This is a genomic window from Candidatus Levibacter sp. Uisw_134_01, assembly GCF_047717795.1.
Lineage (GTDB): Bacteria > Pseudomonadota > Alphaproteobacteria > Puniceispirillales > Marisalimonadaceae > Marisalimonas.
Map to the genome: position 1 here is coordinate 2,067,324 of NZ_CP159808.1, position 14,156 is coordinate 2,081,479.

Consider the following 14,156-nt stretch of genomic DNA (forward strand, 5'->3'; position numbering starts at 1 on the left):
TTTTTCAATAGCATCGAATAAGCATTTAAGTACGCTATTTCTACTCAAATGTTAGAAATTTGTTAGAAAGTATAAAAAAGAAGTAATAAGAACAATGTCTTACAACGTTGGAACTATTGAGTGGGAATAGCTTTTAATAAAAATTGGTTCATTATTTTACTAAATTGCGCTGGATCTGCTGGCATTTTGCCTTCTAGTAATCTTGCTTGTTCAAAAAGCAAAGTACCCGCATCACTCACTAAGTCGTTATTTTCTTTTTTACTCAGTAGTGATTTCATATTTTTAATAAGGGTATGGTCACCATTAATTTCTAAAATACGAGGAGCACCTTTATAATTAGCATCTCTTTGCGCCATAAGCTGTTCCATTGCAATATCCATATCACCATCGTCTGCGACCAAACATACTGGGCTGTCTGTTAAATTAGAAGATAGCCTTATATCTTTTACCTGTTCACCTAATACAACTTTCATTTGTGCTATTAGATCAACAAATTCTTTAGCTTGCTTTTCTTTTTGATCTTTATTCTCAGATTTTTTGTCTTTATTTTTCTCATCTAAATCGTCTAAATTAATTTGTCCTTGAGTTATAGATGTAAACTTTTTATCTTTAAAAGTTCCAATCATAGGCAACCAAAATTGATCAATAGCATCAGTCATAATTAAAACTGGTATATTTTTTGACTTAAAGCCTTCTAGGTGTGGACTAGCTAAAGCTTGTGATCTAGTTTCAGCTGAAATATAATAGATGTCTTTTTGATTCTCTGGCATTTTTTCTAAATAAGAAGATAATGACATGATTTCATCGTTTTCATTAGTAGAAAACCTACATAAATCTAATAAGGTTTCTTTTCTTTCCGCATCTTCATAAAGACCTTCCTTTAGAACAGCCCCATATTCTTTCCAAAAACTCTTATAACCATCAACATTTTTTTCACTTACTTTTTTAAGTTCTCTTAAAATTTTTCCAACCAGTGATTTACTTATTTTTGATACAGCTGGATTGTTCTGAAGCATTTCTCTACTTACGTTTAAATCAATGTCTTGAGTATCAACTAAACCTTTTATAAATCTTAGATAACTAGGAACTAAGGCGTCACACTTATCTGTTATAAAAACTCTGTTTATATATAATTTTAAGGATGATTTTCTATCGGGGTTAAATAAATCAAAAGGCCTTGTTGATGGAATACATATCAAATTAGTATAACTTATGGTACCTTCTGTATTATTATGCATTGTTAATAATGGTTTACCAAAACCAGCACCAATGTGAGAGAAGAATTCTTGATACTGCTCTTCAGTTATATCTTTAGAAGGTCTTGTCCATAAAGCAGAGGCTTCGTTTAATGTTTTTTCTTTAGCATCTTTTTTATCAATTTCTAATAATTTAACTGGATATGAAATATGATCAGAATATTTTCTTACAACAAATTGAAGCCTTGTTTCCTCTAAAAATTCTTTAGCGTCTTTTTTTAATTTTAAAGTTATAGATGTCCCAGCAATCTCTTTGTCAGTTTTCACTAAATCAAAACCTGTTTTTCCATCAGAAGACCATTTCCAAGCTTGTTCTTCACCAGCTTTTTTTGATACAACCTCAACGCTATCAGCCACCATAAATGAAGCGTAAAAACCTACACCAAATTGTCCAATCATAGACATATCAGATTTCTTGTCTTTACTATTACTTGCAACCTGTTCAAGAAAAGCTTTTGTTCCTGATCTAGCAATAGTTCCCAAAGATGATTTTAAATCTTCTTCATTCATACCTATGCCGTTGTCTGAAATTGTTAATATTTTTTCTTTATTATTAACTTCGATTTTTATTTCAGATACATCAGAAGAATTATTTATTTTCTTATCTGTTAGACCTAAATATTTTCTCTTATCAAGAGCATCTGATGCATTTGACACTAATTCACGTAAAAATATTTCTCTTTCAGAGTAGAGAGAATTTATGACTATATCTAATATTTTACCTGTATCTGCCTCAAATTTATTACTCATATTAGTCATTTAGATGTCCCCTTTTGTATTAAGATATATATAGATAGTTGGTTATTAACTATGTAATTTTCAAGAGTAAATTTTAAATTTTTGGGGAGCTATTCTATAACTAAGGTCAAACTTTTTGGTGCTGGAAAATTAGTTAGGTAAATTATTATTTGTCTTTAATAATTATTAATATGAACAACAAATTTAATTAATATTCTATTACTTATTATAGTCAGAATTTTCTTGATCTAGTATTAGCCTTATTTCTCTTAAGAATGCTGTACCAGCTGGGTTAGGCAATTCTTCGTTATCTAACTCTTCAGCAGTTTTTTCTGCAATATCATCATCTAAAATACTGATTTTTTTTCCTGTTTGAAGAGCATTAATATACATTTTTGCTGCTCTCTCAAAATAAAATAAACGGTTAAAAGTCTCTGCTACATTTTGTCCGAAAATTAAAATACCATGGTTACCCATTATAAAAGTATGCTTTTTAGGATTTGACAATAATTTTGCACATCTTGCACCTTCTTCTTCGAAAGCTAGACCACCATATTTTTTGTCAACAACTTGTCTTCCAAAAAACATTGAGGCAACCTGATTGATAGGTGGTAGATAACAATCATCTAAAGACGCTAAAACCGTGGCAAATATTGAATGAACGTGCATTATACATTTCGCATGAGGACACATTTTATGTATAGCACCGTGCAAACCCCATGCTGTTGCATCAGGAGCATTTTCTTTTTTAAGAACAGTTTTGTCGTTAACATCTAACAAAAGTAGATCAGACGCCTTGATTCTAGAAAAATGCCACATATTTGGGTTCATCAAAAACTGAGTTCCATCAGAGTTAACTGCTAAACTAAAATGATTGGCAACGGCTTCATGTAGATTACTTCTTTCTGCCCATCTAAATGCTGCGGCTAATTCTTTTCTTTCTTCATCAAAATTATTATTTAATAGATATTGTGAACTTGTTTGAATTTCATTCATTAATCAAAACCCTATAAAATTATGATATTCTCATATTGTATTTAGTTAAGTCAAATATTATAAATAATCTAATTATCTATGAGGTTTGAATTGGGTTATTTTTATCTTTTTATTGCTATTATTGGAGAAGTTGTTGGAACGACATATCTAAAAAGCACTAATAATTTTTCAGAATTAATACCTAGCATTTTTGTTGTTTTAGGTTACGGAACAGCTTTCTACTTTATGATGCTTGCAATGAAAACAATCCCTATTGCAATCACCTATTCAATATGGGCGGCTGTTGGTATTTCTGCAATCACAATCATAGGAGCATTAAAGTACAAAGAAATACCTGATTTTCTAGCAATTCTAGGAATAGGATTAATTATAATTGGCGTGATTCTTTTAGTTTTTTACAGCAAAATGGGTGCGAATTAAGAATGTATCGCCTTAGAGTAAGTGGCCAGGGCAGCTTCTTTGATTGCCTCATTTACAGTTGGGTGCCCATGACAAATTCTGGCTACATCTTCTGAGGATGCTCCAAAACCCATGGCAATTGAAAGCTCATGGATTACAGTTCCAGCTTCATGACCAATCATGTGTGCACCTAAAATTTTATCAGTAGATTTATCAGCTAGGATTTTTACCATTCCATCTGTATGACCAATTGCTTTAGCCCTGCTATTAGCAGTTAGAGGAAATACTCCCTTATTATAGCTAATACCATCATTTTTTAATTCTTCTTCAGTCTTACCTATGACAGCCACTTCAGGTGCTGTGTATATTATTCCTGGAACTAAATTATAATCAACGTGACCTGCTTCTCCATTAATTATTTCAACTGCGGCTACTCCATCTTCTTCCGCTTTGTGGGCCAACATCGGTCCTTTGATTACATCTCCAATTGCGTAAATATTCTTTATAGAGGTTTCGAATTTATTATTGATTTCGATAAAGCCATGTTTGTCAGTTGCCAAACCTAACTCTGCAAGACCTAATCCACTAGTGTTTGGTTTTCTGCCTACAGCAATTAAAACCACATCAGCATCTATTTGTTTTAAACTGTTAGTATTAGTATCTTTAATAGATAACATAACCTTTCCATCAACTTTTTTAACACTTTCTAAAGAATGGCTAAGCTTGAACTTCAGACCTTGCTTTTGTAAAATTTTCATAAATTTATCTGCAACTTCGTTATCCATTCCAGGCAATATTCTGGGTAGAAATTCAATAACCTCTACTTCCGAACCCAGTCTTCTCCAGACAGTACCCATTTCTAGGCCTATAACTCCCGCACCAATTACAATTAGTTTTTTTGGAACTTTTTTTAAATCTAAAGCGCCTGTTGAAGTTACTATATGCGTCTCGTCTATATCAATGTTAGGAAGAATTGTAGGGGTAGAACCTGTTGCTATAATAATTTTTTCTGCATGTATTTTTTCTATTTTTCCATTATTATTAATCTCTACCTCATTAGAAGAAATAATTTTAGCAGCACCTAGATATTTTTTAACTTTGTTCTTATTAAAAAGATAATCTATGCCTTTTGTGAGTTCTTCGACTATACCTGATTTTTTTTTTATTAATTTATCTAAATCCAAGGTAACTTCTTTACATTTGATACCCCAATCCTCGTTTCCATTTACCTTAACTGAATTTTCATATTGTTCGGAAGCATGCAACATTGCCTTTGAAGGTATACAACCCACATTCAAACAAGTTCCACCTAAGCTTTCTCTCTTTTCTATACTAGCTACTTTCATTCCTTTTTGAGCAGCAACTATAGAGGCTACATATCCACCCGGACCGGAACCAATGACAACAAGATCGTATTTATTTTGTGACATTTTTAAAACCTTTAAATTTTGAATTATGCGCCCACTACAAGTCGTCTAGGGTCTTCTATAATTTCTTTTATTCTAACTAAAAATGATACCGCTTCTCTTCCATCAACTATCCTATGATCATAAGACAGTGCCAAGTACATCATAGGTCTAATTTCAATATTATCACCAATAGCAATGGGTCTTTTTTGAATTTTATGCATACCTAAAATCCCTGATTGTGGAGGGTTTAAAATTGGTGACGACATCAAGGAACCATAAACACCACCGTTTGAAATAGTAAAAGTTCCACCAGCCATATCAGAAATACCTAAGCTTCCATCTTTTGCTTTTTTTCCAAATTCTGCAATGTTTGCTTCAGTCTCTCCAAAAGACATGTCATCCGCATTTTTTAATACAGGAACAACTAAACCTTGAGCAGTTCCTACTGCAACACCAATATTATAATAATTTTTATAGATTATATCATTACCATCTATTTCTGCGTTTACTGCAGGGAATTGATTTAAAGCATCAATTGCCGCTTTAACAAAGAAACTCATATAACCAAGTCTTACGCCATTTTTCTTTTCAAAACTATCCTGATAATTACTTCTCATTTCCATTAGAGCTGACATATCTACTTCATTGTATGTAGTTAACATAGCTGCAGTATTTTGAGCTTCTTTTAATCTGCGAGCTATGGCTAGACGTAGCCTTGACATTGGCACTCGTTCTTCTAAATTCTCATTTTGAGTGCTTCTGATGATCTTGGACTCTGTAGCAACAGGTTTACTTTCATTAATGTTAGGAACAACTTTTTGTTGATGCACTTTCTCTTCTTTTTTTTCTACACCAGGTTTTTTAACTTCTTCTGTTTTCTCACCAGCAACTATCATTGCTAATAATGCTCCCACTTCTACAGTATCGCCTTCTGATACTGCTAGATTATCTAAAATACCAGATATGGACGCTGGAACCTCCAGGGTAACTTTATCTGTTTCCAATTCAACAATTGGTTCATCTACTTCAACAAACTCTCCTTGCTTTTTAATCCACTTTGAAACAGTTGCTTCCACAACAGATTCACCTAAAATTGGAACAAGAACATCCATCTTTTTATCCTTTCGATTAGAAATAATTTTGTTAGACATGCTGTTTTTTGAAACTAATTTATCATCGTTTTTCTCAAGATTTAAATATAAAAGAACATCACCTTTAGTTATCCTACCTTGTAAACCAGTCCCTTGTATTTTAGAAACATCTAATTTTTTTTCAGCAATAATTTTAGCAGCTGAAGGCATAGCTAAGTCTTTTATATCTAGTTTATCTGACATTTATAGACCTATTCTGCAGCATGCTTACTTGTCTTTTTATTTTCTATTGTTAAAGCTTGATTAACTAAATCTGCCTGTTCTTTGTTGTGTCTAGATAAAGACCCTGTTGCAGGTGAAGCAGCTTCCTCTCTACCAGCATAAGTAGGGCGTAAAAACTTACCTTTATACGACATAAGTACATCTTCTATCTTCCTGTCAACAAAAAACCATGAACCCATATTTTTAGGCTCTTCTTGACACCATACAACTTCAGCATCGGGTGTTTTTGAAAGTTCTTCTTTAAGAGTTCTATGTGGAAAAGGGTAAATTTGTTCTAGTCTTAATATTTTTACATTCTCTAGTTTTCTTTTTTCTCTTTCTTCATATAAATTATAAAAAACTTTTCCTGAACAAATAACAACTTTTTTTATGTTCTTATCTTTTAAATTTATATCTGGGTCTTTAATAACTCTTCGAAACGCTGTTTGTTCTGCCATGTCGGATAGTTTGGAAACGCACATTTTATTTCTTAAAAGGCTTTTAGGTGTCATTATTATTAATGGTTTTCTAAAATCTCTCTTTAGCTGCCTTCTTAAAGCATGAAAGTAGTTAGCTGGTGTACTACAATTTAATACTTGCATATTATCTTCACCACATAACTGCAAATAACGCTCTAATCTTGCTGACGAATGTTCAGGACCTTGACCTTCGTATCCATGAGGCAGCAGCATTACTAAACCAGACATTCTAAGCCATTTAGCTTCTCCACTTGAGATAAATTGATCAACAATTACTTGAGCGCCATTTGCAAAGTCTCCAAACTGAGCTTCCCACATGACTAATGCCGTTGGCTCTGTTAAAGAATATCCATACTCAAATCCTAAAACTGATGCTTCTGACAAAGGAGAATCTATAACTTCAAAGTTTTCTTGGTTCTCTTTAATATTATTTAGAGGTGTGTATCTTTCTTCTTTTACTTGATCCACAAACACAGCATGTCTTTGAGAGAAAGTACCTCGACAGCTATCTTGGCCAGAAAGCCTTACGGGGTGACCTTCTATTAATAGAGAACCAAAGGCAAGATGCTCGGCAGTTGACCAATCAATTCCTTCTCCTGTATCAATTGCTTTTTTCCTAGCTTCAACTATTCTTGCAAGTTTTTTGTTAACTTGAATATTTTCAGGTATCGTTGTAATAGCATTGCCAATTAACTTTAAATCATCTGTTGAAACAGAAGTTTCTCCTCTTCTGTCATCACCATGAGCCGCTCTCAGATTTGCCCATTGTCCTTCTAACCAATCAGCTTTATTTGGTTTGTAATTCGCGCCCGCCTGAAATTCTTTTTCAAGAAATTTATTATGGTTATCGACTTCATCTTTAGCTTCTTGGTCGGTTAAAATACCTTCCTTTACTAGTTTCTTACCATAAATGGTACTTATACTATCATGTGAACCTATTTTTTTATACATGATAGGTTGTGTGAATGCAGGTTCATCACCTTCATTATGTCCATAACGTCTATAACTTATTATGTCTAAAACGACGTCACAAGCAAATTTCTGTCTAAATTCAGTAGCTATACGTGAAGCATGAATAACTGCTTCAGGGTCATCCCCATTAATGTGCATAATGGGAGCCATCACCATCTTAGCAACATCCGTACAATATGGACTTGAACGAGAATAATTTGGGCTAGTAGTAAATCCAATTTGATTATTTACAACTATATGAATAGTACCTCCAGTTCTATAACCCCGTAGACCAGAAAAATCAAAAGTTTCTGCAACAACACCTTGGCCTGCAAAGGCTGCATCTCCGTGAAGCACAATACCCAGAACAGATAATCTATCGTTAGTATCATTATGTTGATTTTGTTTAGCTCTAACTCTACCAATTACAACTGGAGCAACTACCTCTAGGTGAGATGGGTTTGGTTGCAAAGATAAATGAACGTTGTTTCCGTCAAACTCTCGATCAGCTGATGCACCCATATGATATTTAACGTCTCCAGACCCTCCAGCCTCTTCAGGATTAGCTTGGTTACCTAAAAATTCTGAAATAATAGCTCTAAACGGCTTATTTAATATATTGTATAATAAATTAAGCCTACCTCTGTGAGCCATTGCTATTACAACTTCTTTCATTCCCAACTGGCTACCGCGTTTAAGTATTTGTTCAATAGCAGGAACTACTGACTCTGATCCATCTAAACCAAATCTTTTAGTTCCAGCATATTTCTTATGAAGAAATTGTTCAAAAGTTTCTGCTCCAACTAATCTTTCATAAATTGCTTTTTTTCCTCTTTTAGTAAATTCCGTCGTGTTTCTAATTGATTCTATTCTTTCTTGTATCCAAGCTTTTTGAGCAGGATCTTGTACGTGCATAAATTCTATACCTATAGAACCACAGTATGTTTCTTTTACTATTTCCATAATCTGTCGCAGAGTGGCAGACTCCATTCCTAAAACATTATCAATAAAAATTGGTCTATCCCAGTCATCATCTTTAAAACCATAAGTTTTAGGATTTAATTCAGGGTGAACATCTCCTTCTTGAAGATTAAGAGGATCTAACTTAGCTAATAAATGACCATTTATCCTAAATGCTCTTATAAGCATTATTGCTCTTATAGAGTCTGTAGTAGCGGCCCTTAAATCTGTAGCAGAAAGATCTCCTTTTCCAGCAATTCCCCTTGCTACAGCTCTAACACTTGCAACGGTGTCAATTGCACCAATAACTTGGCTATTTTTTTTGGCCCAGCTAGGACCATCATCTAAAATTACATCGTCACCATTATTTTTGAACCACAGATCCCATTCTTTTGGAACAGAATTAGGATTTGCTTTCCATTCTTTATGCAAATCATTTATGAAAGTTGCATTTGCTCCTGAAAGAAAACTTTGATCGATATTTTGATCGTTCATAGCTACAAATCCTTTATTACAAAAAAGTTAACTAAATACACTACACAAAAACTTAACAATGAAATCAAGTTATTTCCATTCTTGTATTGCTTTTAAAACTGCCTTACCCAAGCCAGCTGGTGAATCAGACATAATAAAACCTGATTCATTCATAACTTTTACCTTAGAATCTGCATCTCCACTTCCGCCACTTACAATAGCTCCAGCATGTCCCATTGTTCTTCCTGGAGGAGCAGTTTTTCCTGCAATAAATCCAGCAATTGGTTTTTTAATCTTATGGTTTTTTAAAAATGAAGCAGCCTCTTCTTCTGCACTTCCTCCAATTTCACCAATCATTAAAATAGCCTCTGTTTGATCATCATTTAGGAACATATCAAGACAATCAATAAAATTTGTTCCATTTATTGGATCACCACCTATTCCAATGCATGTTGATTGACCAAGCCCTGCAGCCGTAGTCTGGGCAACAGCTTCGTATGTTAATGTTCCAGACCTGGATACTATTCCTATTTTTCCTGGAGAATGAATGTGCCCTGGCATAATACCAATTTTACATTGCCCAGGTGTTATTACACCAGGACAATTTGGTCCTATTAATCTAGAGTTAGACTGTTTAAGAAATTGTTTAACTTTTATCATATCCTGAACAGGTACTCCTTCAGTAATACAAATAATGAGAGGTATTTTTGATGCAATAGCCTCTAGTATTGAATCTGCAGCAAATGGAGGAGGGACGTAAATAACTGTCGCATCAGGATTAACTTCCTTTACACATTCATCAACAGTATTAAAAACGGGCAAATCTAAGTGCTTTGTACCACCTTTTCCAGGTGTAACTCCTCCTACCATTTTTGTACCATAAGCAATAGCTTGTTCTGAGTGGAAAGTACCTTGACCTCCTGTAAAACCTTGGCAAATGACCTTTGTTTCTTTATTTATTAAAACAGACATTTAATTAATCTCCTTAACAGCATTCACAATTTTAACTGCTGCGTCATCTAAGTCGTCAGCTGGTATTATTTTTAATCCTGAATCAGAAAGTATTTTTTTGCCTTCATCTACATTTGTTCCAGCAAGCCTTACAACCAAAGGTTTGGACAAAGACAATGCTTTTGCAGCCTTTACAACTCCTGCTGCAATAATGTCACATCTCATTATACCACCAAAAATATTAACTAAAATTCCTTCAACAGCTGCATCAGACAAAATGATTTTAAATGCCTCTGTTACTTTTTCTTCTGTGGCGCTTCCTCCTACATCTAAAAAGTTAGCTGGTGAACCACCTTTTAATTTAATTATATCCATCGTAGCCATGGCTAGACCTGCTCCATTAACCAAACAACCTATAGTTCCATCCAATTTAATATATGCAAGGTCAAATTTACTGGCTATTATCTCTGATGGGTCCTCTTCACTTTCATCTCTCAAATCTAATATATTCTTATGCCTGAATAATGCATTATTATCGAAAGACATTTTTGCATCTAGCGCAATTAAGGTATTTTCACTAGTTAATACTAAAGGATTGATTTCTAATAGACTTGCATTTTTTTCTGTAAAAAGTTTATATAATTGTGCAAAAAAATTACCCGCTTGTTTAAAACTAGAACCAGTTAACTCTAAGCTATTAGCTATTAATCTCGAATGAAAGGGCTGAAAACCTATAGTTGGATCAATAGTAAATGATAATATTTTTTCAGGGGTTTCATCTGCAACTTTCTCAATATCCATTCCACCTTCTGTTGAGGCTATCACAGAAATTCTACTGCTTACTCTATCTATAACCATTGAGAAATAAAATTCGGACTTAATGTCACAACCGTCTTCTATATAAAGTCTATTAACTAATTTACCACCACTGCCTGTCTGAGGAGTTATTAATTTTTTGCCTAAAATAGATTGGGCTGCCGTTTTCACAGCGTCTAAATCTTTAACTACTTTAACTCCCCCTGCCTTACCTCTTCCTCCAGCATGTATTTGGGCTTTAACCACGTATACAGGTCCTGGCAAATCGTTAGCAGCTTTTGTAGCATCTTCTACAGAAAAAACTGCTTTTCCTTCAGGTGTTGGAATATTATATAACTTAAACAACTCTTTAGCTTGATGCTCATGAATATCCAAGACTAAACCCTTTCTTTAAAATTATTCAGCTTCAAATTTTGAAGCTACCTCATTTAATTGCTTAACCGCTGAAATTGAATGATCAAACATCTCTTTCTCATCAGGTTCAAAATCTATTTCAACTATTCTTTCTACACCATCTTTACCTATTATTACTGGAACACCAACATAAATTCCTTTTAGATTATAATATCCATCAACAAAAGCTGCACACGGCAATAGTTTTTTCTTATCCTTTAAATAAGACTCTGCCATTTCTATAGCTGCTGATGCCGGTGCATAAAATGCTGAACCCGTTTTTAGCAAACCAACGATTTCTGCTCCACCATCACGCGTCCTTTGGACTATTTGATCAATCTTTTCTTGACTGCTCCATCCCATTTTAACTAGGTCAGGGACAGGAATACCTGCAACAGCTGAATATCTAGATAAAGGGACCATTGTGTCACCATGTCCTCCAAGTACAAATGCAGTAACATCACTAACGGAGACGTTAAATTCTTCTGCTAAGAAATGTCTAAATCTTGCTGAATCAAGAACACCAGCCATTCCAACAACCATATTTGTTGGTAATCCAGATGCTCTTTGTAACACACCAACCATTGCGTCAAGTGGGTTTGTGATACAAATTATAAAGGCTTTTGGACAGTTTTCTTTAATTCCTTTTCCAACTTGCTTCATAACCTTTGTATTAATTTCGACTAAATCATCTCTACTCATTCCTGGCTTTCTAGCAACACCTGCGGTTACAATAACAACGTCGCTCCCTTTAAGAGAGCTGTAATCATTAGAACCATTTATATTACTATCAAAGCCTTCAACAGGTCCTGATTGAGCTAAATCAAGAGCTTTACCTTGAGGAATACCATCAGCTATATCAAATAAAGTAACATCACCGAGCTCTTTAATTGCCGCTAAATGCGCTAAAGTACCACCTATATTACCTGAACCTATCAAGGCTATTTTATTTCGCATTTATTTAATCCTCTTTAAGTTTTAAAGTCTTTTCTATTCAAAGGTTAATTTAAATTATTTTTATTATTCTTTATACATTTCTAAACCTTTTAAACTCTTTTTCTTTAGCTATCAAGACAAGAATAATTATAAGCTTTTATTTTGTAATTGAGACATTTCTGTAATTCTAGAAATAGTACGTTGAAATTCAAAACCCCACTCATTTCCTTGATAAAGGTCTTTAAATTTAACTTCTGCATTAGCTATTAAAAAACAATTTTTATCATATAAAGCATCAATTAACCAAATAAACCTTCTTGTTTCATTACGTAAAATATCGGTTAAAATAGGAATATTATCTATTATTATTCCTTTGTACCTAAGTGCAATTTCAATGTAATCCGAAGCTGCCAAGGGCTTATTACACAAATCATCAAAATCTATTCTTGCTATTCCCGCAGCAACTTGTGGAATAAGAATTTTTCTGCCTGAGACTTCAATTTGTTCAGGTTTTTTTTCAAAACCAATACTTAATTTTAAGAAAATATTGTTAATTTTAACTTTGTTTCTGTCATTAATTGGGTTCAACCATAGTTTATTCCCACTCAAAGATCTTTCTCGCCAATCAGCTCCAATTGGTATTTCTACTACATCTGTTTTTAATTTTAAATTTTGTATAAATGGTAAAATTCTATCTCTATGTAACCCATTTTTATAGAGACCTTCAGGAGGTTGATTTGACGTTGTTACTAAAATGGTACCTTCTTCAAACATAACTTCAAATAATCGTGATAAAATCATTGCGTCAGCAATATCTCTAACTTCCATCTCATCAAAACATAATAGCTTAGCAGATTTAGCTAAATCTTTACCAACTAGGAGAACACAATCTTTATTTCTTTCAACTTTACTTTTTTCAAGTACCCTCTGATGAACTTCTTTCATAAAGTCATGAAAATGCAGTCTTCTTTTATCTTTAATATCAACATTATGAAAAAATAAATCCATAATCATGGATTTACCTCTTCCAACACCTCCAAATAAATAAATACCTTTTATAATATTATTATTTTTAAAAAAAAATTTATTAATAATATTTGCATTATTATTTAGGCTATTAATTTTACTAAAGAGCGAATTGAAATATTTCGTTACAAATAATTGACCAGAATCAAATTTTATAGATTGAGTTAAGGCAATGGTTTCTAATGTGGCGTCAATATGTTTTTCCAAACTAGCAACCATATAAAATTTTACAAATTAACTTTACTGTCTCTCAAGCTGCAGTTTTTTAATTTCCCCAATTGCCTTAGCAGGGTTAAGGCCCTTAGGACAGGTTTGAGTACAATTCATAATAGTATGACATCTATATAATTTAAAAGGATCTTCAAGTGCGTCTAATCGTTCGCCTGTCTTTTCGTCTCTACTATCAGCTATCCACCTGTAAGCTTGTAACAATACTGCTGGGCCTAAATATTTATCGCCATTCCACCAATAAGATGGACAAGAAGTAGTGCAAGAGAAACAAAGAACGCATTCCCAAAGACCGTCTATTTTTTCTCTTTCTTCAGGGCTTTGCCTTCTTTCTTTTCCATCGGTTGCAGGAGTGTCTGACTGAAGCCATGGTTTTATTGAAGTTAATTGTGCATATGCTTTTGATAGATCAGGCACAAGGTCTTTTATTACATCCATGTGTGGTAATGGATAAATATTAATATCACCCTTAATATCATCAATAGACTTTAAGCATGCTAATGTGTTTGTACCATCAACATTCATTGAACATGAACCACATATACCTTCTCTACATGATCTTCTAAAGGTTAAGCTAGAATCAATTTCGTCTTTAATTTTTATTAATGCGTCTAAAACCATTGGACCACATTTGTCTAAATCAAGAGTATAGCTATCAATTCTTGGATTATCGTCGTCATCAGGTGACCACCTATATACGTTAACTTTTCTTGTATTATTAGACTCATAATCCAAAGGGTAATCAATCCCTTTTGTTATTTTAGAGTTTTTAGGCAATGCAAATTCAGCCAA

General features: G+C 33.4%; 11 protein-coding genes. 1 reads left to right on the plus strand and 10 read right to left on the minus strand.

The features are described from left to right. Nucleotides 1-113: 113 nt before the first annotated feature. On the minus strand, nucleotides 114-2,015 hold the full coding sequence (htpG, locus tag ABXT66_RS10510; protein ID WP_443643465.1) for a molecular chaperone HtpG: 1,902 nt from the start codon (nucleotides 2,013-2,015) through the stop codon (nucleotides 114-116). 198 nt (nucleotides 2,016-2,213) lie between these two features. Beyond that, complete coding sequence (locus tag ABXT66_RS10515; RefSeq protein ID WP_443643466.1) at nucleotides 2,214-2,990, minus strand: class II aldolase/adducin family protein; 777 nt, start codon at nucleotides 2,988-2,990, stop codon at nucleotides 2,214-2,216. Between the two features lie 90 nt (nucleotides 2,991-3,080). Between ABXT66_RS10515 and ABXT66_RS10520 the strand changes: the two genes are divergently transcribed. Then, nucleotides 3,081-3,410 (plus strand): DMT family transporter, encoded by a 330-nt coding sequence (locus tag ABXT66_RS10520; RefSeq protein ID WP_443643467.1) that lies wholly within the window; start codon nucleotides 3,081-3,083, stop codon nucleotides 3,408-3,410. Here ABXT66_RS10520 and lpdA read toward each other — a convergent pair. The 8 genes from lpdA to ABXT66_RS10560 form a co-directional block, all read right to left on the minus strand. Further along, entirely contained in the window at nucleotides 3,407-4,819 is a 1,413-nt protein-coding gene (lpdA, locus tag ABXT66_RS10525; protein ID WP_443643468.1) for a dihydrolipoyl dehydrogenase, read from the minus strand. The genes ABXT66_RS10520 and lpdA overlap by 4 nt on opposite strands. A 23-nt stretch (nucleotides 4,820-4,842) precedes the next feature. Next, nucleotides 4,843-6,132 carry a dihydrolipoyllysine-residue succinyltransferase gene (sucB, locus tag ABXT66_RS10530; protein WP_443643469.1) on the minus strand — a complete coding sequence of 430 codons (1,290 nt, stop codon included), beginning with the start codon at nucleotides 6,130-6,132 and terminating at the stop codon, nucleotides 4,843-4,845. An 8-nt stretch (nucleotides 6,133-6,140) separates the two neighbouring features. Then, the gene (locus tag ABXT66_RS10535) at nucleotides 6,141-9,035 is read right to left on the minus strand and encodes a 2-oxoglutarate dehydrogenase E1 component (protein WP_443643470.1); all 2,895 of its coding nucleotides are present in this window, start codon (nucleotides 9,033-9,035) and stop codon (nucleotides 6,141-6,143) included. Between the two features lie 69 nt (nucleotides 9,036-9,104). Beyond that, nucleotides 9,105-9,986, minus strand: coding sequence for a succinate--CoA ligase subunit alpha (gene sucD, locus ABXT66_RS10540; RefSeq protein WP_443643471.1), 882 nt, complete (start codon nucleotides 9,984-9,986; stop codon nucleotides 9,105-9,107). Further along, nucleotides 9,987-11,156 carry an ADP-forming succinate--CoA ligase subunit beta gene (sucC, locus tag ABXT66_RS10545; protein WP_443643472.1) on the minus strand — a complete coding sequence of 390 codons (1,170 nt, stop codon included), beginning with the start codon at nucleotides 11,154-11,156 and terminating at the stop codon, nucleotides 9,987-9,989. It lies immediately after the preceding gene. A gap of 21 nt (nucleotides 11,157-11,177) precedes the next feature. After that, complete coding sequence (gene mdh, locus ABXT66_RS10550; RefSeq protein ID WP_443643473.1) at nucleotides 11,178-12,131, minus strand: malate dehydrogenase; 954 nt, start codon at nucleotides 12,129-12,131, stop codon at nucleotides 11,178-11,180. Nucleotides 12,132-12,257: 126 nt separating this feature from the next. Next, nucleotides 12,258-13,343 carry a cell division protein ZapE gene (gene zapE, locus ABXT66_RS10555; RefSeq protein WP_443643474.1) on the minus strand — a complete coding sequence of 362 codons (1,086 nt, stop codon included), beginning with the start codon at nucleotides 13,341-13,343 and terminating at the stop codon, nucleotides 12,258-12,260. A 33-nt stretch (nucleotides 13,344-13,376) separates the two neighbouring features. Continuing rightward, nucleotides 13,377-14,156, minus strand: coding sequence for a succinate dehydrogenase iron-sulfur subunit (locus ABXT66_RS10560; protein ID WP_443643475.1), 780 nt, complete (start codon nucleotides 14,154-14,156; stop codon nucleotides 13,377-13,379).